The following is a 22,423-nucleotide window of genomic DNA, read 5'->3' on the forward strand; positions in this document are numbered from 1 at the left end:
CTCATCCGGTAACTACTTCAAGGCTGTTTTGCTGATGTTTGGTTGATAAGGTCATGCGCAAACAAACTCTCACAGTAGTGCAACTCAAATAAGCTCAGAGTCTCAATACGAGCGATCTCAGATTAAACCAGTTAAAATACAAATCGTGTCACTGGCATATTTCCATAAAGACGGATAGTGCTATGTGCTAGCTAACAAAGTGGAGAAAAATCATAAAGCTATTGAGCTGGAACATCCAATGGGGGCGTGGAATGGATGGTCAAGTCGACCTCGCGCGCATCATCCGCACGGTCCGCCAACTGGGTGATTTTGATGTCATCTGCCTGCAGGAAGTCGCCGTCAATTTTCCTGGCTTGCCTGGCAGCCTCGGTGAGGATCAGGTTGCTGTAATTTCAGCGCAATTGCCCGGCTACACCACAATTTATGGCATAGCCACTGATGTCCCGAATGACCGTGGCAACCGCAACCAGTTTGGCAATGCCATTTTTACCCGTCTGCCTGTCGGTCAGATTTGGCGTCATTTGTTGCCTTGGCAAGCGGAACTGAATACACCCAGCATGCAGCGTATATTATTAGAAGCCGTGGTGACAACTGATATCGGACCGCTGCGTATCATGACCACACACCTGGAATACTACTCGCAACGCCAACGCGAGATTCAGATAAATACTATCCGCCAACTGCATCGCGAGGCATGCGCCATGTCACAACGAAAATTTCTAGCTGAGGAACGAGGCGGAGCTTTCGAAGTCTTTCCCAGACCCCCAGAAGCTATTATGTGCGGCGATTTCAATTTTCCAGCAACTGGACCTGAACATGCGCAAATTATTGCACCTTTCAACGATGGCACATCGAACTTTCATGATGCCTGGTCGGTACTGAATCCCGGCATACCACACGCACCAACCGTAGGTATACGCCCGGTGGATTTTGTTGATCGTCCGGAATGCTACGATTTTGTGATGATTACCGATGGATTAGTGAAGTATCTCAAAGTACATGGCATTGATGCTGAAACAGAAGCCTCGGATCATCAACCGGTGTGGGTTGAGCTTGGGTGAAATACTTTTAGCTAATTCAATTTAAAAATGGATGGAACTTATCTTGCAATAATTGCGAATATGCTGAAAATGACTCTCGTTATTTGATTCGCGTCGTTGGAGAAACTCAGTCTTTTTAGAAAATTCGGACACCAAAATACTCAAAATAATACTGATCGATCTCATCACGAGAAAATTGGTGATTTTGCCCGCCGCGCTGGGAGATTTTTAACGAACCCATGAGGGAACCCAATTGCCCGGTGGTTTGCCAATCCAGGTTATTAGAGATGCCGTACAACAACCCAGCGCGATAGGCATCGCCGCAACCGGTTGGATCAACGATTTCCTTCGGTTTAACGCTGGGAATTTCAAATTTCTTGCCATCAGCGTAAATAACGGAGCCTTGCGCTCCCAGAGTGATGATCAGTGCCTTGGCTTTGCTCGCCAAAGACTCAAGATTGATTCCTGTACGGTCTTGCAACATCTGGCCTTCATAATCGTTGACGACAATGTAATCGGCTTTATCGATGAAATCGAGCAGTTCTTCCCCGTTATACATCGGTAGCCCCTGCCCTGGATCAAAAACAAACGGAATACCGGCTTCGTGAAATTCACGGGCGTGTTGCAACATGCCATCGCGTCCGTCTGGCGCAATAATGCCTAACCGAATATCGCGGCATTCTTGCACCGAATTGAGATGAGAGAAGTTCATTGCACCGGGATGAAATGCGGTGATCTGATTATCATCCAGGTCAGTAGTGATGAAAGCTTGCGCAGTAAAGGTACCCGCAACATGCAGCACGTGCTCCTGAGTCAGACTTAATTGCTCAAAACGCGCTGCATATGGCGCATAATCATCCCCTACGGTGGCCATCATGACGGGGTTCCCGTCCAGCATCTTTAGGTTGTATGCAATATTACCAGCACAACCGCCGAATTCGCGACGCATTTCAGGTACCAGAAATGCAACATTCAACACGTGAATTTTTTCCGGCAGAATATGATCCTTAAAACGATCACGGAAAACCATAATACTATCGTACGCGATAGAACCACATATCAATGTGCGCATTATTCGGTTTCCACTTCGATTAACAATGCCGAATTATTGAATCAAGCATCCGGTTTCCAGGCTAAATCGGGCTCACGCGCAGCCTTGACATCATCCAATTTACGCACCGGCATGGTATGCGGCGCACCTTTCACCATATCAGGTTGCGACTCGATTTCATGCAAAATTTCTTTCATCGATGTGACAAAAGCATCCAGTGTCTCTTTAGATTCTGTCTCGGCTGGTTCAATCAATAAGCATTCGGGCACCAGCAGCGGAAAATACGTTGTCGGCGCATGATATCCTTTATCGAGCAAGCGTTTGGCCAGATTCATAGCGGTTACGCCGGTTTTATCCTTGATATCTTTCAGCGTAACAATGAATTCATGACTGGCACGACGATTAGGGTAAGCAATTTCAAATCCTGCTTTGCGCAACTCTGCCATCAAATAATTAGCATTCAGTGTTGCGAACTCGGAAATACGATGCATGCCATCCAATCCCAGCAAGCGAACATAAATATACGCCCGAAGCAACACCCCGGCATTTCCCATGTGTGCGGATAGCCGGCCAATGGATTGCGGTTTGTCTTTCTCAGTCACCCAGCGATAGGAATCGCCTTCCTTGGCAACAATTGGAATCGGCATAAAAGGCAACAAGCGTTCGGCCACTCCTACCGGCGCAGAACCTGGGCCACCACCGCCATGTGGAGTCGAAAAGGTTTTGTGGAGATTGATATGAATCACATCAAATCCCATATCGCCAGGTTTCACTTTACCCAATACCGCATTCAAGTTAGCACCGTCGTAATACAGCAATCCTCCGGCTTTATGCACCACACGACTCATTTCAGCGACATTTTTTTCGAACACGCCTAATGTAGATGGATTGGTCAGCATCAATCCGGCCGTTTTAGGTCCAACGGCAGCTTTCAGTGCGGCCAGATCGACATTTCCATCTTTATCGGTGGCAATCTCCACCACTTTGAAGCCGCACATTACGGCTGTCGCCGGATTAGTGCCATGCGCCGCATCGGGTACGATAATTTCGGTACGGTCAAAATCGCCGCGCGATTCGTGATAGGCGCGAATCATCATGACACCGATCAACTCTCCTTGCGCACCCGCCATCGGCGTCAGACTGACGCCAGCCATACCTGTGACTGATTTCAGAATTTCCTGCAATTCATACATGCAAGCAAGATAACCCTGCCCGGTATCTTCCGGTGCCAGCGGATGCCGGGATATAAACTGCGGTAACATGGCTAACGAGTTACACGCACGCGGATTGTATTTCATCGTGCAAGAACCCAGTGGGTAGAATTCGGTGTCAATCGAGAAATTCTTTTGCGATAAACGGGTGAAATGACGTACCGTATCCATCTCGGAAACTTCCGGTAGAAGCACTTTCGATTTGCGCAGCAGATTCTCCGGAATCGCAGTCTTACTTGCCGGTTTTGCCGGTGATTGGGAATAATTAAGACGCCCTGGGCGCGAGTGTTCAAATATCAACATGGTCTATGGGTTCACAATCTCAATTTATTGCTTTAAGGCAGCCAAGGCTGCTTCATAATTAGGTTCGTCCGCAATTTCCGGAACCAGTTCGACATAAATTACTTTGTCAGATTCGTCCAACACAATTACCGCACGTGCTGTAATACCTCCGAATGGGCTATCGGCGATCAAAACACCGTAATCCTTCATGAAATTGGCACCGCGCATGGTCGACAGTGTAATCACTTTGTCCAACCCTTCGGCATCGGTGAATCGACTCATGGCAAAAGGCAGATCAGCGGCAATGATCAATACTACGGTATTGTCCATATTGCTCGCTTGCTGATTGAACTTGCGTGTCGAAATCGCGCATACCGGCGTATCCAGACTGGGCACAATGTTCAAAACTTTCTTTTTACCGGCAAAATCAGCCAATGTAGTATCCTGCAGATCTCGATTGACTAATGAAAAAGGCGGCGCTTTTTGACCGACCTTGGGGAAAGTACCTTCAATTTTGATGGGGTTTCCTTTGAGAGTAACCATAATTTTTCCTTAACGATAAAGTTGAAAAGTAATAGGTTCTTAGTAAAGCGGAACTAATTAGCCAAGTGCTTGTTGCATGGCAGCAGCATAATTCTGCAAATCCGAGTCAATCTTGGTTTCCGTCGCACAAACGAGTAGAGCATTACCCAATTCGGGATAATGTCCGTGCAGATTGTATCCTCCCAGGATGCCTCTCTGCTTCAATTTGTTCAGAACATCTGCAACAGGTTGGGACAATACTAGTGCAGCTTCGTGAAATATGGGCCCACTGAAAGCTCTTTTTACGCCATCAATTTTCCCCAGTTGATCGACCAATTCCAACGTATTGGCGTGAGATTGTGCTGCCACCCTGCGCAATCCTTCCGGTCCTATTAATGACATAAAAATAGTGGCGGCAGTCACCATCAATCCTTGATTAGTACAAATATTGGATGTTGCTTTGGAGCGACGGATATGTTGTTCGCGCGCTTGTAAAGTCAACACAAACCCTTCTTTGCCATCCAAATCCGTAGTACGGCCAATGATACGCCCCGGCATCTGGCGCACTAATTCGTTCTTGCAGGCCATAAATCCAAAGTACGGGCCACCGCTGGACAATGGTATTCCAAGTGGCTGACCTTCACCGACAGCAATATCGGCACCTTTGCTACCCCACTCTCCCGGAGGAGTCAGTAATGCCAGTGCGGTTGGATTGACGACACCGATAGCAAAAGCATTTTTACTGTGCGCCCAATCGGTCAATGCATCAACTTGTTCCAATACCCCAAAGAAATTGGGTTGCGGGATCACCAATGCGGCAAAGTCTTCACTGGCAAAATCGGATAACGATTTCGGATCAATTTGCCCAGATTGCGTATTAAACGGCATTTCAATCACTTCAATCTTTTGATTACTGACAATAGCACGAACCACTTGCCGATATACCGGATGCACAGTTTTAGGAATCAAAATGCGGCGTGACGTTTTATGTGAACGAACCGCCATCAAAGCGGCCTCAGCCAAAGCAGTAGCACCGTCATACATGCTGGCGTTAGAGACATCCATGCCGGTCAGTGAAGCCATCATCGATTGATATTCATACAATAACTGCAGGGTTCCCTGACTGGCTTCCGCCTGGTAAGGTGTATAGGAAGAATAAAACTCACCGCGCGTGGTAATTTGCCACACCGCAGCGGGTATGTGATGCTCATAAGCGCCCGCTCCAATGAAGTTTTGATAAAACCCATCCTGGGTGGCACGCTCCATCATCAGTCGAGAGATTTCCATCTCGCTGAGTCCGGGAGGAACGCCTGTTAGCTCGCCGCTGATTAATTCTTTTGGAATTTCATCAAAAAGCTCTTCAATTGTTTTCGCACCAATGCTAGCAAGCATTTCGGCAACATCTTCTTTGGTATGTGGAATAAACGGCATGATTTATCTAAAAAACTTTAAGAAATAAGGCATTAAAATAGTCGAACAAAAACACATTTCGATTCCAGGATGATTTTAGTGATCTTCGTGCTCAACCAAGTCGGTATAAGCAGCTGCATCCAGTAATCCATCCAGTTCTGCCGTATTGCTCGGTTTTAATTTAAACAGCCAGGCAGAATAGGCATCTTCGTTTATTTTTCCCGGTTCGTCGATCAATGGAGAATTCACCGCAGTGACTTCACCTGAAATGGGCGAATACACATCTGCAGCTGCTTTAACTGATTCTGCAACTGCACATTCTTCTTTTTGTTTAAGGACCCGCCCTACTTCTGGCAATTCAATAAACACCATATCCCCAAGTAATTCCTGTGCATGATGGCTAATACCAACAGTCACAGTGCCGTCAGCTTCAGGTTTCACCCATTCATGAGATTTGCTATATTTTAAATTTGTTGGAATATTCATTGTTTTCACTCCAGATTAAGGTAATGTAATATTTTCTAATTAATTGTTAGTTAAACCAATACTTTGCCATTTCGCACGAAGGGATATTTTACCACTTTGGCACGCAGCTTTTTATCGCGCACCACGACATCGACTTCATCACCGATAGTTATTTGCACCGGTATGCGTGCCAGAGCAATTGATTGATTCATGGTAGGCGAGAATCCCCCACTGGTAATCTCACCCAGGTATTCAATGCCGTCTTTCTGTCCGACAACCTGCTGATGGCCTCGCAGCACTCCACGATCAACCAATACCAACCCAACCAGCTGTTGTGTCACGGCAGTACTCAACAATGCTTGTTTGCCAACGAAATCTCGTTCGCTTTTCAGATCGACCGTCCAAGCCAGACCCGATTCCAGCGGGTTCTTGGTTTCATCCATATCCTGACCGTATAAATTCATGCCGGCTTCCAGGCGTAACGTATCACGTGCTCCCAATCCGGCAGGAGCGACACCGGCAGCATGCAACGCTTTCCAGAATACTGGCGCATCCGCAGCGGGCAGAATGATCTCAAAGCCATCCTCGCCGGTATAGCCCGTACGCGCAATGAAATATTGATCAACTACTGCGGATTGAAATTGCTTTAATTCTTCGGTTGCTGATTGGGAACCTGGGATGATTTGCCAGACTCTGGTGCGGGCATTCGGGCCTTGCACGGCAATCATGGCAAGTTCGCGTCTTGGTGTAATCTCTAATTTGGGCGCTAGTTCATCACGTTTTTTGAGCATCCAGGCGACATCTTTATCGGCTGTGCCAGCATTGACCACGATACGGAACCAGGTCTCGGACAGAAAATAAATGATCAGGTCATCAATGATTCCTGCTTGCGGAGTCAGCATGCAGGAATATAACGCCTTACCAGGAAGCGTCAATTTATCAACATTGTTTGCCACCAGTCGACGTAAAAAATCGCGCACATTATCGCCTTTAATGTCAACTGACAACATATGTGAGACATCAAACATACCCGCATCCTGGCGGACTTTGTGGTGTTCGTCTAACTGTGAGCCATAATGCAATGGCATATCCCAGCCACCAAAATCCACCATTTTGGCATTCATTTCGCGATGGGTTTGATTAAGGGGTGTCATTTTCAGCACGGATTATTCTCCCGGAAATAAAAAAAAGTCATCTCAGATGACTTCGTACCCCTCTGTCCTTTTTACCTGAGAGATTTACAGATAGCATCTGTGTGCCCCTTCGGTGGCCAACGATAATTTTTTGGCGCTCTCCAGATTGCCCGTCACAAGCGGTTCTTAAGGAACAAGTCTGACTTGACCATGCCTGAGCGATTCCGGGGGGGTTACGCCTTCGGCGGCGCTTCAATATAATTAGCGCGCTCTCCTGCTTGGACTTCAAATGGCTGAGTGCGAACTATACTCTAGTAACAGTGTTTTATACAAGCCATTCAAATAAATTTTGTTGTGGATTAATGCCAAACCATTACTCGAAGTAAGTAAATGAATTGAGGGGAACAATAAAAAATGCACCACATCCATTCAAAAGATACAATAATTATTTGATATCAGTCTCTTGCAAATCTTACTCCAATAGTAGCATTCGAATCCGATGCGATCAATATAGCTGCAAAATGCTCGTCTATTTGAACCCATTGTCCATGACCGAATCTGACATTGGCCAGAGTAAGAGGGTCGCAAGCTCTTTCATCTTTCAGCGCTTCTGAAACATTCGTACAAACTAAACGATAAAGTTGTTGTGCCATATCGAGATCGGACTCAGGTATCGGCGCATCACGCGATGTGGGGCTTTTGATCCGCCCGCCACTCATGCCTCGATAGTAGGTGATTTGACGAAATGCCGGACTTTCATCGATTTCCACACGAGAAATGGTACTCCGTCCTTTATCCGCATACTCCTGCTTTGTATACAGCGATTCCTTAAGTTGCGTGTAATCTCGCGCCTGTAGAATGCCCGCAATCTTTTCCAGTGGCGTATTAATTGAAATCCCCTCAATTTCAACCGTTTCTAAAGTTTGCTTTTCCGAACCGCCAGCCCATCCGTGCGATGCCGCAATACATAATAACGCGGCAATCCAAAACAACATGAAGCTTCGAATAAAACAACCCTGCCTTAAATTTTTCCATTTCATATCGTTCATCTTAGGCTCCTTGTAAAAACATTAATGCGCATGTTCACCTGGCGGTGGCATGATTTCATCTTCCTGATTAAGCTGCTTCAATTGCAGTGTCAAAGCATCCAGATTTTGCCAACCGAATCCCTCGAATTGAACCACCCATCGCGCACGCAAGTAGCCGAAACGATCGGTAATAAATTCCATGTGTCCAGGAAACATCCCTTTGCCCGACAAATCTGGAACGGCTCTAACCCGCCGGTAGAGCCAATAAGTATCTTTGATCTCTGACCAGCCTTCTACAATCACAGGGAAATTTGCAATTTCAGCAACTTGCTCCAAATCCGATTGCTTCAGGTCATGAATTGGAACCGCCAGAATCTCGGTATCAAGCGCCTTGATTCTGTCATAAGAGGCAGCCAATTGAAAAAAACGATCTTTCGATTGGGGCCATGAAAACAACACTAACAACACATTCTTTTGTAAACGAAAATCTTTTAAATTGCCACTAGAACCATCATCCGCTGAATAATTAAACACCGGCGATGCGATGACAGGCATCTGAGGTAAAATCATGCTTCCCAATAAGCGCGCATCAAAACCACGCGACAATGCATGGAGAAAATTAATCAAATCCCAGCGATCATCTTCGGATAAAGTTGTTGCATAACCCGGCATCTGCGTTCCCGGGATACCATGCGTTAGCAGATGAAAAACGTTACCTACGGTATATTTTGCCGTATGTTGCTGCGTCAATAGATCGGTAGGGTCACGTGCGTCGAGATCAGCAACAGGCTGTGTGCCTTTGCCTTGCGGACCATGACAGTTAGCGCAATTTTCTGCAAACAGCTTGGAACCATTAGCAATGGAAATCGCATCAAAAGGAACCGTCGATTTCAGATAAGTCTCTGGATAAGCTTTAATGGCCAAAGGCGGCAAAGCAATCGCCATCGAACTAATGCCCAGCAAACCTGGCACTAAAATCTTAACCATCCTGCTCCAGTGATTCTTTTTACCCAGCCAAATAGTACCCAATGCAATGAAAAACAACCCAAACCCAGACCATACCATTTCCTGCACATACGGCTCATCCCACGTTGCGTTGATCGAAAAACGAAACGGATAAGGCCAGTTTTCAATCATCGTATGCTTGGCAGGCAGCGTATTGGCCAAAACGGTTGCAAGCAGCACCAGCAATAATGCCAAAAAGAATTCGATACCGATCCAATGTTTTAAATGTTTGGCACTGCGATTATTTAGTTCAGAATCATTCTTAGAAAGCATGGGAAGCCATCGATATCGTGCTTGATATGCAATCACCAGAATGATCGCCAAAACACTCAACTTGGCGAGTAACAACCAACCGTAAGTACTGGCAACCAGGGTATGATAAAAAGTTTCAACCAGGCGATCGGTCACAATCAGACCGCTTATGGCTAGTAACAGTATCACAGGCAATGCAGCAGCAGAGAATTTTTTCAGATAATTTGCAGTTGTCAAACTCTGCGCTTTATCGGATTCCTTGTGATTGCTGTATAAAATAAAAAGAACAGCCGGTAACGCGCCGAACCAAGCACCTGCCAGCAATATATGCAACGCATACGGAGCAATCGCAGCAAATGACATCTCATCCGCACTGGAATGGCTCATCAGCGTACCCGCTACCAAAGGCAGCGAAGCGGCAACAGCCCATAAAAAATAATGCCATCGCTCCCGCTTACCACGTCTGAAATAAAGAATAAAAATCAATAATACGCTTGCCAGTAGCGTACGAGCCACCCAAATATAACCAATCTGTGTTTTCAGCACGATTTCCATCCAGGCTGATGGGTTCCATACGTTAGCAGCAACTCCTGTTGCTTCACCCGTCGTGGTGGACAGAATGCCAATCAACCCAAGCAAAACGACACCAGCCATCCATGGAAAACATTTTTCCAGTCGAGCAATCCACGTGGCTTCAACTAATGTTTTCTGTTGACCAATAATTACCAGAAAAACACAACTTCCAAATAAGATTAAATTGGCAGTCAACTGTGACCACCGTGCTAATGCAGCAAAGGTTTCAATCATGGCTTTACAATAGGAACATTCAGATTATTGTGATAATAATACCAGCGAAATAGTTTGTAACAGGAACAAGTCGGCCAGCCGGTAACCGAAGATTCTGAGTTGAGAAAAAATTGTTTAAACATTCTACCCCGAGTTCAAGGATATTCAAGTCTGCTCATTGGGCGCTTTAGCAGAAAGCGCTTTTATTACGTTTCGCAAGAGCTTTGACCAGAATATGTCACTGAACTGAGATTGGAACATCACAAATTCCTCTTACGAATAGTGTGTCACACCGCAGCAATTGTCTGAATAATGCCACGATTATGATACACAAACAGAGCAGCAGTGGATAATCGACTTGCTGTATCAAATTGATGATTACACAAAGAAAACAATGATAAATTTAGCAGGCGAATTTTGCTTGTATTGTGCTATTGCTAGTTAGATTGTAGAAAAAGCTGAGAGATAACAAGTAAGGCTTGTCACCGCTGATTTTTGGAACCAGACTCTCTCATTCAATTCAGAGCAAAAACCTTGACTTAAAGAAATAGAAACGATTTATTTTGCTTCTAATGTACGCTACCGCGCAGACTGCAATTGGTTGGCAGATTAATATATTAACCCAATTAAGGAATCGGGGAATCTTTGCCAAGTTTGCAGAGTGTTTAAAAAAGGCATTGAAGCTGTCAGCCCATGACGAATATCAGTATATTATGATAATTGCTATTGATGTAGTATGAATGGAAGGATAGTTATTTAATAACAATTAATAGGAGATTTGATCATGAAATATTTTATGAAATTATTTTTTGCTTCTTTTTTGGCTTTCACCTTGGTAACCGCCATGGGATGCGCATCAACGCAGAGTCGCGAGGGAACGGGTGAATATTTCGATGACACCGTCATTACCGCTAAAGTAAAAGCCGCCATACTGAATGAACCAACGCTGAAAGCTACTGAAATCAATGTAGAAACTTTCAAAGGCGTCGTTCAATTAAGCGGATTTGTAAGTTCCTCAGCCAGTATTAACAAAGCAGTGGAAGTAGCGCGAAGTGTTGGCGGCGTTAAGTCTGTGAAAAACAGCCTGCATCTCAAATAAGACGCAAAGCTTTTACCATAGTTTTCACTGATGCCTAAGTTACTAATGACGCTATTATTTCAATAATGTAATGACAACATAGCAAGTCATTCGTGAATGAATACAATCATTCACGATTGCTTCTGTGTCTATTCAGGAGGCACATTGCAATGTTAATCAAAGGAATATTTTTGTTCCTGGTTCTGCTACTTTCTATGCCAATAAGTGCCTTGAATAATGAGCTGGTACCTAAGAATGAAGCATTAGCGATACAACAGATCTCACAGATCGTTGAGGAAACTATTCGAACTGAAGCCAAGAATAATGGCTCTGCTCACCGGGATGTCCACTTTAAAGCTCATGGCTGTGTGAAAGCGGAATTCAGTATCCTCACTCTACCTGATGCGCTAAGCGTTGGAATCTTCGCTGAAGCACGCAAGTATCCTGCCTGGATCCGTTATTCCAATGCCTCCGGGAAAGTGCAGGATGATTCGATCGGCGATGGTCGTGGAATGGCCATTAAACTCATGGGTGTTAAATCCAGCCAATCCGGCACACAAGATTTCGTGATGATCAACCATCCGGTATTTTTCGTTAAAAATGCAGCAGATTATATTGAATTTCAAAAAACAGTTGCGCAGGATGCCGCTTACAAATTCTTTTTCCCTGGTTTTAATCCATTGAATTTCCGCCTACAGGAACTTGCGATTGCCATCGCAATCCGCAGCAGGAAAGTTGACAATCCGCTGGATACTCAGTATTGGAGCACAACGCCTTACCGCATGGGTGATACTGCCATAAAATTTTCTGCACGTCCTTGCGCCAAGGCCATTCATTCTTCATCTGCCGAGACCACTTCTCCTAATTTTTTGCGTAGCAATATGCAAAAACAACTGAGCGACAATGATGCATGTTTTGATTTCATGGTGCAATTACGTACCAAACCATTAGAAATGCCCATCGAAGACCCCACCATCGAATGGAACGAACAAGATTCCTCCTTTATTCCTGTAGCAAAAATCACCATTCCAGCACAAACGTTCGATACGCCCGAACAACAGAAATTCTGCGAAGATCTATCTTTCACTCCCTGGCACGCCGTGCTTGATCATCAACCGCTGGGAGGAATTAATCGAGTGCGAAAAGCAGTGTACGAAACTTCTTCGCGTGTTCGCCATGAACTCAATGGTATCGAACGACATGAGCCGACTGGTTTTTAGCCGGTATAGATTGTTAAGGACTGATTAGGATAGGTTTCGTTTTTCGACACGACACAAAGCAATATAAGCGTGCTTGATCAGCTCAAAACCATAGAGATGTCAAATCTTTGCGATTAAAATGACACAAGTCATGTCTCGGACTCATAACAGAAACATCCATGCTTACGACAAGTCTGTCCGTATGCATACGCACGCCTAACCACTAATCTCCAGTTGATTCGGAATGATAAAATTCCAGATAAATCTCTATTTTCGTAATATTCAGAAAATTGATCGGGCAAGATTGCTTTGGCGCAATTGACGAGTAAATACTGAAATTGTACAGCACTAAACAACTTACAAAACACGAAGGCTTTCGGCGTTATAATGAATTTATTTGCATGTGAATTCAAATCTAAAAATATCGGGTTTAGCTACGACGTCGTCAACTGCACAAGGGAGCACAAGATGCCATCTATTATTTCGCCAAACCAACTCAGATTTCTGATCAATCGATTGCATGAACGCCTCTGGGTGAAGCCGTTGCTGGCTTGCCTGCTGTCGATCTCTGCAGCTCTCGCCGCCAAACTCGCAGACGGCACTGAGCTGGGATCAATCCTTCCTGCAATTAAACCCGAACCTGTTGAAACCATGCTTTCCATTATGGCCGCAAGCATGCTGGTCATTGCCACTTTCGCAGTGACCTCCATGGTGTCAGCCTATGCCTCGGCAAGCAATTCTGCAACACCGCGTGCTTTCAGTCTGGTTATCAGTGATGATGGATCACAAAATGCGCTATCGACATTCATTGGCGCCTTTATTTACAGCATCGTAGCGTTGACGGCGATGAAGAATGGTTATTTTGGGGCGGCAGGACGTTTTACACTCTTTGTTCTCACATCAATAGCGTTTGGCGTTGTGATTCTGACGCTGGTGCGCTGGGTGGACAGCATCGCTCGTCTTGGTCGCGTTGGAACGACCATCACCAAGGTTGAGCAAGCAACCGTCAGAGCTTTGCTGCAACGCAAGCAAACGCCAACTCTGCACGGAATACCGATAGTGTCACAAGCCCATGGATGGGCGATATTCGCGCCAAGTGTAGGTTACGTGCAACACATCGATTTTGCTGCACTTCAGGCATGGGCGGAAAAGACTGACGGCGGGGTCGAGATTGCAGCTTTGCCAGGCACATTTGCAGCTCCCGGTCGGGCCTTGGCATACATAAGAACCCGCTCAGGGGAAATACCGGCGAGTGACTGCGAGCAGGTGGTTCAGTCGTTTCAAATCGGCAATGACCGATTATTCGACGAAGATCCGCGATTCGGCCTTGTGGTCTTGTCGGAGATTGCCTGCCGCGCGTTGTCACCCGCGGTCAATGATCCAGGTACAGCTATTAATATTATCGGAACCTTGGTTCGGCTCTTTGTTTTGTGGAATGAGTCTCCAAAAAGTGAGAGCGAAGATAAAACTGCTCCCAAGTATAGTCGCGTGGAAGTGCCTCAGATCTTAGTGCGAGACATGTTCGATGACGCCTTCACGGGAATCGCTCGTGACGGCGCCGGCATGGTGGAGGTAATGGTTCGGCTGCAAAAGGCGCTTCAATCCCTGGCTTTGATTGGCGATGCGCCAATGAAGGAAGCTGCCAAACATCACGGACGGCTGGCTTTGGAACGTGCACGACTCGCAATGAATTTGGCGCAAGATTTAGCGGTCGTGCGTAATGCCGCTACTTTTGCAAAGACGGATGCATCTTCGAAGAATTCCCGAGATTTATCCATTGATGTACCTCATGATTATTGATGGTATGACAGCATTGCTTAATAGCTCATGGTATCACTCATTAGTCTTTTAAAAATGACAAGCACAGCAATGCAAAACTTGTCATCTATGATTTTTAATACTTGCGGATTCTGAGAGACACCAATGAGAAAGATCTTCACTATATGCATATTTACCTTTCTATTTTGCTTTTCCTTCAGTGCTGTATACGGTGCTGATGGATTTGTCTTAAAAGCAGGTGAAGGCGAAGCGGTAATGAATGGAATGGTTATCAAAGCATCTCCATCAACTGGAACGGCTAATTCAATCTTAGTTGAACAGACTTTTCAAAAGGGGGGCACCACTGGATTGCATATACATGACCAAGGAGATGAATTATTTTATGTCGTTTCTGGGGATGGCTTGGCAACTCTCGGCTCTACTATCAAAGAAATTAGTGCGGGCGATGTAATATTTGTGCCCGCGGGTATAGCTCACAAAATTGAGAATTTGAAGAATTCATTGCCATTAGTAGTCGTTTTCTTCATGGATAGTCCCGAGCTGGTCGAAGAATTTAGAGCAATTCAGAAAAGAACAGCATCTCAACCCGACAAGCCGTTAACATCTGAAGAGCTCGCGGAAATTCGACGTATCATAGGTGGATCCAGGGTTGTCGAAATGCAAATCAAGTAGTCAGATTTTAAATAAACCCAAGCAATTAGGATCAAGAAATTCCAAAATCGTCCAACAAATAATGCATCATGCTTCAATTCCTTGAAATTGAAGCTCCGGTAACGGTGAAACCATTAAGAATTGAAACATCTGCCGAGATATCATATGGCATCGCAATGAGATTGTCTGGAAGACATTTTGAACGTGCTGCCAAATATATTGAATAGCGATATCATTAAGACAAAAAGTTCTCATACTTAGGCGAAGAACATGAAAACAGTACTCATCACAGGTACCAATCGTGGCATAGGATTTGAATTTGTGCGTCAATATGCTTTGGATAAGTGGCGTGTCATTGCCTGCTGCCGTAATCCGTTGTCGGCCAATGCACTGAACCGTTTAGCTGCACAATATCCAGACCAAATCAGCATTTACCCGTTGGATGTCGCCAACCATTCGCAAATTGAACAACTGGCACAAACGTTAGCCCATGGAACAATCGATTTGTTGATCAATAATGCCGGTGTATACCCTTCAAAATCGGGTGACGCTTTTAGAATGACAGATTACGACGCATGGGCTCATACCTTTGCAGTGAACACCATGGCACCCCTAAAAATGGCAGAAGCATTTCTGCAGCCAATTGCCCGCAGCAGCCTGAAAACCATCATCACCCTTACCAGTAAAATGGGCAGTATTGCAGATAACCGGGGCGGTGGCAGTTACATCTACCGTTCCAGCAAAGCGGGCGTCAATATCGTGATGAAAAGCTTATCCATAGACTTAAGCTCCAAGCAAATCACAACTGTACTATTGCATCCCGGTTGGGTAAGAACCGATATGGGTGGCCCGAATGGGCTAATCTCAACCGAGCAAAGCGTCACCGGTATGCGCCGCGTTATCAGCAACTTAAAATTCGAAGACTCCGGAAAGTTTTATGCCTTTGACGGTCAGATGGTGCCTTGGTGAATACAGATTCCGATAGACACTTCTCGCTCCACACCTTGCACTACCCTTCATGTTGAATCTAACTAAAAACTGACCATCTGTGCTAATTCAATATGGTCGGGATCGATAGTAATTACGCAGGGGTTTCACCAGCATCGACAAGCCAAATACCAATACGTTAAACAACACAATGGTTGTACCCGAAGCAACATTAAAAATATAACTTAAATACATACCAATTACGCCAGTCGTCGCACCAATGATGGTTGAATAAATAACCATACTGCTAAAACGATCCGTCAGCATTCTCGCGGTCATGGCTGGTGCAATGAGTGTGGCAGCGACCATGGTAACGCCGATGACATTCAGGGAAGCAATGACTGAAAATGTGAGCAATAATGAAAAAAGCAATTGCACAGTTTCGGTTTTAATACCAAATACACGAGCCGCTTCAATATCAAATGTGGAGAAAAGTAATGTACGGTACGTGATGAACATGGTAATCAGTGTAAAGAAGGCTACCAGTCCGATGATCATCAAATCGTGCTCAGTAATTCCAAGAATATTGCCAAACAAGGCAGCTTCGAAGTTTTGTTTAAAGTTACGCATCTTGCTGACGATGGCCACACCCAAAGCGAACATGGCCGTGGTTACAATCCCGATCGCAGCATCCAGTTTGATTTTGTTGTTTTTAGTAATTTTATTGATGATCAATGCGGCGAGTAATCCCATCGCGCATGCGCCCGCATAAAAATTCAGATTCAGGGTAATGCCGATCACTGCTCCGCCAATTGCCGCATGGGACAATCCGTGACCCACATAACTCATGCCGCGTAACACTACGTACACCCCGATTAGACCACCTGATGCCCCCACCATGAACGCGGCAAGTAAAGCATGGCGGAAAAATTCATAGCCAAGCGGTTCAAGCAGAAATTCCATCAGAGAGTTTCAATCAATAAATTTTAGAGGAGTGCTGTTAGCAATCAGGAGATGTCCTTCATATTTAACAATGACAATATCACCCCCATAGGTTTTAGTCAGGATTTCATTGGTAAAGATAGTATGTGGCCGACCTTGGGCAATAATTCCACGATTAAAACAAATAACCCAAGGCAAATGAGAGGCCACCGCATTTAAATCATGGGTAGTTAATAAAATGGTGATGCCTTCTTTATTGAAATCGCCCAATAAATGCAGAACCTCATGCTGAGTTTTGATATCCACACCCGAAGTTGGCTCATCAAGAATCAGAAGCTTGGGGTTGTTGATCAAGGCGCGTGCCAAAAATGCGCGTTGTCGTTGACCACCTGATATATCGCTGATGTGATGTTGCAAACAATCATTTACTCCCAATCGACAGGCAAGATCCTGAATGCAAGCCCGCTCCTGTTTACTCAGCCAGGGCCATATACGCCCATTGGTGTAGAGTCCCATAGAAATCACTTCTTCCACAGTTACCGGAAAATTCCAATCAACACTGCCTAGTTGTGGTACATAGCCAATCGTACCTGGCCGTACCTTATTGACCGGATGGTTGTACAGCTCTACCTGCCCTGCACTCGCAGAGTGGATTCCTAGAATAATTTTCAGCAGCGTCGATTTACCGCTGGCAGTGGGTCCGACAATTCCAGCAAACTGGCCAGCAGCAATTTCCAAAGAAAGATTGCCAAATACCTCATTTTGTTCGTAACGAGCAGTGACACTGGACAGTCTTACAGCAGGAGTACTGAATGAATCAGAAAGAGATATTGCTTGCATCGATATTTGCCATACAATTTGATCGCCCTCCGAGTGCTTCGGTCATGATGTTCATGTTTCTGGCCATCATACCAATGAAAGAGTTATTGGGGGGATCAGGCAGTTCATCATCGGACAACTGGTCAACAAATTTCACTTTAGCTTCGCGTGCAATTTGTTCCATCACTTTGCTGGGAAAAACTTCTGAGCCGAAGATTGCAGGCACACTTGTTTCCCTAATTTGCTTAATAATGCTGATGACTTCCTGGGGACCCGGTTCGGAAAAATCAGAGGGTTGCACAGCTGCGATTACTGTCATGCCGTAACGAGGTGCAAAATAGGCAAAAGAATCATGATACGTGACTAACTTACGATTATTTTCAGGAATCGATTCCACACATTTGAAAATTGCCTGATCCAACTTCTTGAGTTTAGCCAAATACGTTTCAGTATTTTCATGGTAGCTCGCCTTATTCTTCGCATCAAGCTTAATTAAATTGTCTTTGATTATTTCTGCATAACGCATTACCAATTCAATATTCAGCCATAAATGAGGATTAGGGTGTCCGTGCTCACGTGGGAAACTAAAATCATACCGCCAGTCCGATTCTTTGAGAGTGAGATTTCCCAATTGTAAAATTTCCGTTCCAGGCCTTTTTACTTTTTTCGCCAGGTTTAATGTCGGCAATTCCAGATCAAGGCCATTCACAATAATCATGTCGGCTGCTTGTAATATTTTTATATCAGAAGGAATGGGTTCAAATGTATGAGAATCGGTTCCATCCGGCACGATTCCGGTTACTTTGATATGTTTTCCACCAATATTTTGCACCATATTCGTGATTGGCGATACGGTTGTAACAATTTCAGTTTTCTTATCAGCATCTGCTGCGAGTATAGGATTTTGAAAGAGTAGTAGCAGTAAGCATAAAAATAATCTTGTAATTCTGAAGGTTGGAATCCTCATAATAGAATATCTCCTCAGTTTTTACTATTTTTTGTCAGAAAAAAATTACAATCTATCATACTTTTTCTATTAAAATATGAACTATACAGCTTTGAACTAATAAATCACACGAAACTTGGGAAAGGGAAAATGTGCAGAAATTATCTAAGCTGGCTACTACGTTACAGTGGCTGATTAAAAATAGCTGTGTGATATCATTGGGTTGGATGCCATTATTGGTCCATGCGGCTGGCGTTCCAACCCTGAAGGAAATGGTTATACGTGCCAATGCACGAGAGTTAATCGGTACTGCAAATTCCGCCAATGAAGGCACTGTTCTTAAACAGCAGCTTGATTCTCGCACCGTTTATCGCCCGGGAGAATTACTGGAAACAGTACCGGGATTAATTGTTACCCAGCATAGCGGTGAAGGTAAAGCCAATCAATACTTTTTGCGTGGCTTTAATCTGGACCACGGCACGGATTTACGAATTTCTGTAGATGGAATGCTGGTCAATCAACGCTCACATGGCCACGGGCAAGGCTGGGCGGATACTAACTTTATCATTCCTGAATTGACAGGCAATGTACTGTACTTAAAAGGGCCTTATTACGCCAATCAAGGCGACTTTTCCTCAGCAGGTGCTGTCAGTATGAGCTACGTTGACAAATTACCGCAAGGCATTGCCAGCTATGGACTTGGACAGCAGGGCTTTATGCGGGGATTGCTGGCTAAATCACATGAAGTAGGCACGGGTAATATATTGTATGCGTTGGAACTACTGACAAAAGATGGGCCATGGGTTAAACATGAGGATTTCAAGAAATTTAACGCGGTACTACGATATAGCCAGGATAGTGGGTCGACTAAATTTAACGTAACGGCAATGGGGTACGGTGGGAACTGGAATTCAACCGATCAAATTCCGCAAAGAGGCGTCGCCACCGGTTTTGTCCCACGACTGGGTGCCATTGATCCGAGCGATGGTGGCGAATCTCATCGTTTTAGTCTCTCCAGTGCACTACAGCATATCAGTCGTTATGGCATCACTCAGCTAAATCTGTATACGCTGCATAGTAATTTGGCATTATTCTCAAATTTCACTTATTTTCTCGCTGATCCCGCAAATGGAGATCAATTCTCCCAGTTTGATAAACGTTTCCAATCAGCGATGAATGCAAATCATCTTTGGACCAACAAAATCAGTGGAATCGAGATCGAGAATATGGTGGGTGTTCAATTTCAGAATGATGTCATCGACAATGGATTACTCAGCACAAAGGAACGTCAAATCTTATCGACTACTCGCAAAGATCATATCAACCAGAATAGCGTAGGGATTTATTATCAGAACAGCATCCAGTGGCTGGAAAAATTCCGCAGCGTTGCTGGCGTACGCACAGATTACTACTGGTTAGATGTTGAAAGCAATATCAAAGCTAATTCGGGGAATCGCTACGATAGTATGACCAATCCCAAACTCAGTCTGATTTTTGGGCCTTGGGCTCAAACTGAACTTTATTTTAATTATGGTAGCGGATTTCATAGCAATGACGCACGGGGAGCGACTTCTACTGTTGATCCAAAAACAAGAGACCCCATTAACCAGGTCAATCCCCTCGTGCGTTCAACGGGTTATGAAGTTGGACTTCGTACCGCTATCATTCCAGGTTTGCAGGCTTCTTTTGCCGCATTCCGGCTGGATTTTGATTCAGAATTGTTATTTGTAGGGGATGCCGGAACGACTAAGGCCAGTCGTCCGAGTAAGCGAGAAGGATTTGAGGCTTCATTGTTTTACATGCCGACGGATTGGTTGACGGTCGCTCTGGATTACGCATTGGCGCGTGCACGTTTCAGCGATGCTGATCCGAGCGGCAATCAAATACCCGGGGCGATACGAGGCGTAGGAAAATTAGCCGTCGCGGTGGATAATATCGGCCCATTATTTGGCAGTCTGCAGTTTCGCTATTTCGGGAAACGTTCATTGATCGAAGATAATAGCGTACAGTCCAACCACACCATCACGCTCAATGGCCAAATTGGTTATAAGATCGGCAACAAGGTGCGAGTGGCCATACAAGGATTTAATCTGCTCAATACTCAAGCACATGCAATAGATTATTATTATACTTCGAGACTTCCGGGTGAACCCCTCGCCGGCGTGCGTGACTTACATTTTCATCCGATAGAAAGTCGCTCGATTCGTGTTAATTTAGTGGCGAATTTTTAATCGATGCAATTAATTTAATCTGTGCAGATTTATAGTTTTATTTAGATGATTAATTTTCAGTGATAATTCACGAGGAGTCTTTATGGAACGCTTTACTATTTCGATGGATAACCAGCTCTTTGAGCAATTTGATAAAGTTTCCCATGCACGTGGTTACGATAATCGCTCAGAAGCTATTCGCGATCTCATTCGAGACTATCTAGAAACCACACGGCTGGAAAAAGATAACAAAGGTCATTGTATTGCGACACTCAGCTATATTTATAATCACCACCAAAGAGACCTCGCCAGTCAAGTCACTTCCGCGCACCATCATCATCATGATTTATCTTTATCCAGTATGCATGTTCATATGGATCATGATAATTGTCTCGAAATCACCATTCTTCGCGGCACAATTCAAGATGTCAGGCGTTTCGCCAATCAAGTGATTGCCACCAACGGCGTGCGTCATGGCAAGTTGCATATTGTGCCGATCGAACTATCACAAGAGCTCCATCCTCATTCTGCGGTTCCCCATACGCATTGTAGTCCACTCACTTGATGATCTCTAACGCTCTATTGGCTATCAATAAAAAGCCCCATCATTCAACGGGGCTTCATCTCAAAGAACAGCTAATATCAGTTAGAATTTCCCCAATATCTGGATCGGCTAGCAGCAAATAAAAACATCCACATGACCAGAACAAAAGGAAATGTAAGCGTCGGCAAGCCAATCGGCGCAAGGAAATTAGCCAGGCCAGCCTGACAGATGACCGTCAGGATGCCCGCAAGTAAAGCGAGTAGTGCGCTACCGGTAGAGGGTTTTAGAAAAACCCAGCCGACTGCCATCATCGTCAGCACAGGGTTAAATGCGTAGAGCCCCATTTCGATCAGCGTCTGATCGGCTCCTAGCAGGATTGGCACAACAACACCCACGATTGCTCCTGATAATGCCATGAATGCGCCACGCAGCGATGTAATTGCAATACCAACCAGAAATAAAATACCGACGATGATGCTATCCGCGAACATTACTTCAGCAACACCCTTGGTGATTGCTGTATACCAGGCAACAGTGACATCTTGAGTGAAGGTAGCAAACCAGGCACTGGTTGAAGCCACAGAATCGGCTACGATTTCGACAGGTATACCCTGTGCTGGCAGTACCGGGCCGCGTGAGAATCCATCGAATGAATATACGGCGACCATAAACATCCAACAGGTAAGGACAAACGGTGACGTAGAAACCGGAATGTTATAGGGCTGTAGAATGCGCATCAAAGCAGCCATTACAACTGTAGATAACATCGATGCAAGTACCACAAACAACCAGAGTTGCGGTGTGTTCTCCAGAAACAAAAATAAACAGGGACCTACCAGAGTGCCATTAAAACCGTATAGTCCAGCATCAATATCATCATCTGAAAACCCTAATAAATAAGCGGTGACAGTACTGCTGATAACTCCCACAGTCGCAGCCAGTCCTGCAGTAATCCCACCGACATATAAGGCAATTAGGAAAATAAGACCAGTGACCGCATTGCAACAGAAAAATACTTGCCCTGCGCCTCTGAAGATTACACGCAAAGGTTTGGGTATTGCCTTGTCAATTGATAAAGACCAATCCATGATAATTAGCTCCTAAAGTTTATGTGGAAAAGCAACTACAGTAACTATCAATACA

20 protein-coding genes and 1 riboswitch are annotated in these 22,423 nt (G+C 44.9%); of the genes, 8 read left to right on the forward strand and 12 right to left on the reverse strand.

Annotation, left to right across the window (positions count from 1 at the left end):
* Positions 1-221 precede the first annotated feature (221 nt).
* Positions 222-1,061: an endonuclease/exonuclease/phosphatase family protein gene (locus tag C7H79_RS05790; RefSeq protein ID WP_242447162.1), complete on the forward strand. Its 840-nt coding sequence runs from the start codon at positions 222-224 to the stop codon at positions 1,059-1,061.
* 115 nt (positions 1,062-1,176) lie between these two features.
* Here the strand turns inward: C7H79_RS05790 and C7H79_RS05795 are convergent, their stop codons facing one another.
* The 8 genes from C7H79_RS05795 to C7H79_RS05830 form a co-directional block, all read right to left on the reverse strand.
* Positions 1,177-2,112, reverse strand: coding sequence for a carbohydrate kinase family protein (locus C7H79_RS05795; protein WP_106706346.1), 936 nt, complete (start codon positions 2,110-2,112; stop codon positions 1,177-1,179).
* A 41-nt stretch (positions 2,113-2,153) separates the two neighbouring features.
* Positions 2,154-3,605, reverse strand: a complete 1,452-nt coding sequence (gcvPB, locus tag C7H79_RS05800) for an aminomethyl-transferring glycine dehydrogenase subunit GcvPB (RefSeq protein WP_106706347.1) — start codon at positions 3,603-3,605, stop codon at positions 2,154-2,156.
* A 24-nt stretch (positions 3,606-3,629) separates the two neighbouring features.
* Positions 3,630-4,127 (reverse strand): thiol peroxidase, encoded by a 498-nt coding sequence (tpx, locus tag C7H79_RS05805; protein WP_172592367.1) that lies wholly within the window; start codon positions 4,125-4,127, stop codon positions 3,630-3,632.
* A gap of 57 nt (positions 4,128-4,184) precedes the next feature.
* A complete protein-coding gene (gcvPA, locus tag C7H79_RS05810; protein WP_106706349.1) occupies positions 4,185-5,537 on the reverse strand; it encodes an aminomethyl-transferring glycine dehydrogenase subunit GcvPA in 1,353 nt (450 codons plus the stop codon).
* Positions 5,538-5,612: 75 nt separating this feature from the next.
* Positions 5,613-6,002, reverse strand: coding sequence for a glycine cleavage system protein GcvH (gcvH, locus tag C7H79_RS05815; RefSeq protein ID WP_106706350.1), 390 nt, complete (start codon positions 6,000-6,002; stop codon positions 5,613-5,615).
* A 50-nt stretch (positions 6,003-6,052) separates the two neighbouring features.
* Complete coding sequence (gene gcvT, locus C7H79_RS05820; RefSeq protein ID WP_106706351.1) at positions 6,053-7,144, reverse strand: glycine cleavage system aminomethyltransferase GcvT; 1,092 nt, start codon at positions 7,142-7,144, stop codon at positions 6,053-6,055.
* Between the two features lie 43 nt (positions 7,145-7,187).
* Positions 7,188-7,289: riboswitch (glycine riboswitch) on the reverse strand.
* A 280-nt stretch (positions 7,290-7,569) separates the two neighbouring features.
* A complete protein-coding gene (locus C7H79_RS05825) occupies positions 7,570-8,163 on the reverse strand; it encodes a hypothetical protein (protein ID WP_106706352.1) in 594 nt (197 codons plus the stop codon).
* 21 nt (positions 8,164-8,184) lie between these two features.
* Positions 8,185-10,206 (reverse strand): CopD family protein, encoded by a 2,022-nt coding sequence (locus C7H79_RS05830; RefSeq protein WP_106706353.1) that lies wholly within the window; start codon positions 10,204-10,206, stop codon positions 8,185-8,187.
* Positions 10,207-10,969: 763 nt separating this feature from the next.
* Between C7H79_RS05830 and C7H79_RS05835 the strand changes: the two genes are divergently transcribed.
* The 5 genes from C7H79_RS05835 (at position 10,970) to C7H79_RS05855 (ending at position 15,861) form a co-directional block, all read left to right on the forward strand.
* Positions 10,970-11,284: a BON domain-containing protein gene (locus C7H79_RS05835; protein ID WP_106706354.1), complete on the forward strand. Its 315-nt coding sequence runs from the start codon at positions 10,970-10,972 to the stop codon at positions 11,282-11,284.
* 149 nt (positions 11,285-11,433) lie between these two features.
* Complete coding sequence (locus C7H79_RS05840; protein ID WP_106706355.1) at positions 11,434-12,483, forward strand: catalase family protein; 1,050 nt, start codon at positions 11,434-11,436, stop codon at positions 12,481-12,483.
* Between the two features lie 447 nt (positions 12,484-12,930).
* Positions 12,931-14,262: a DUF2254 domain-containing protein gene (locus C7H79_RS05845; RefSeq protein WP_106706356.1), complete on the forward strand. Its 1,332-nt coding sequence runs from the start codon at positions 12,931-12,933 to the stop codon at positions 14,260-14,262.
* A 234-nt stretch (positions 14,263-14,496) separates the two neighbouring features.
* Positions 14,497-14,913 carry a cupin domain-containing protein gene (locus C7H79_RS05850; protein ID WP_172592368.1) on the forward strand — a complete coding sequence of 139 codons (417 nt, stop codon included), beginning with the start codon at positions 14,497-14,499 and terminating at the stop codon, positions 14,911-14,913.
* A 249-nt stretch (positions 14,914-15,162) separates the two neighbouring features.
* A complete protein-coding gene (locus C7H79_RS05855; protein WP_106706358.1) occupies positions 15,163-15,861 on the forward strand; it encodes an SDR family oxidoreductase in 699 nt (232 codons plus the stop codon).
* Positions 15,862-15,948: 87 nt separating this feature from the next.
* Here C7H79_RS05855 and C7H79_RS05860 read toward each other — a convergent pair whose 3' ends face one another.
* The 3 genes from C7H79_RS05860 to C7H79_RS05870 are packed head-to-tail and all read right to left on the reverse strand — an operon-like array spanning position 15,949 to position 18,547.
* Positions 15,949-16,782 carry a metal ABC transporter permease gene (locus C7H79_RS05860; RefSeq protein ID WP_106706359.1) on the reverse strand — a complete coding sequence of 278 codons (834 nt, stop codon included), beginning with the start codon at positions 16,780-16,782 and terminating at the stop codon, positions 15,949-15,951.
* Between the two features lie 9 nt (positions 16,783-16,791).
* Positions 16,792-17,601: a metal ABC transporter ATP-binding protein gene (locus C7H79_RS05865; protein ID WP_106706360.1), complete on the reverse strand. Its 810-nt coding sequence runs from the start codon at positions 17,599-17,601 to the stop codon at positions 16,792-16,794.
* Positions 17,579-18,547: a metal ABC transporter substrate-binding protein gene (locus C7H79_RS05870; RefSeq protein WP_106706361.1), complete on the reverse strand. Its 969-nt coding sequence runs from the start codon at positions 18,545-18,547 to the stop codon at positions 17,579-17,581. Before C7H79_RS05870 ends, C7H79_RS05865 begins: the two co-directional genes overlap by 23 nt.
* Before the next feature lie 131 nt (positions 18,548-18,678).
* Between C7H79_RS05870 and C7H79_RS05875 the strand changes: the two genes are divergently transcribed.
* A complete protein-coding gene (locus C7H79_RS05875) occupies positions 18,679-20,757 on the forward strand; it encodes a TonB-dependent receptor (protein WP_106706362.1) in 2,079 nt (692 codons plus the stop codon).
* An 82-nt stretch (positions 20,758-20,839) separates the two neighbouring features.
* Entirely contained in the window at positions 20,840-21,301 is a 462-nt protein-coding gene (nikR, locus tag C7H79_RS05880) for a nickel-responsive transcriptional regulator NikR (protein WP_106706363.1), read from the forward strand.
* Positions 21,302-21,378: 77 nt separating this feature from the next.
* Here the strand turns inward: nikR and yut are convergent, their stop codons facing one another.
* Positions 21,379-22,368, reverse strand: a complete 990-nt coding sequence (gene yut, locus C7H79_RS05885; RefSeq protein WP_106706364.1) for an urea transporter — start codon at positions 22,366-22,368, stop codon at positions 21,379-21,381.
* Positions 22,369-22,423: the final 55 nt, after the last annotated feature.

It is taken from the genome of Nitrosomonas supralitoralis, assembly GCF_003011925.2.
GTDB lineage: Bacteria > Pseudomonadota > Gammaproteobacteria > Burkholderiales > Nitrosomonadaceae > Nitrosomonas > Nitrosomonas supralitoralis.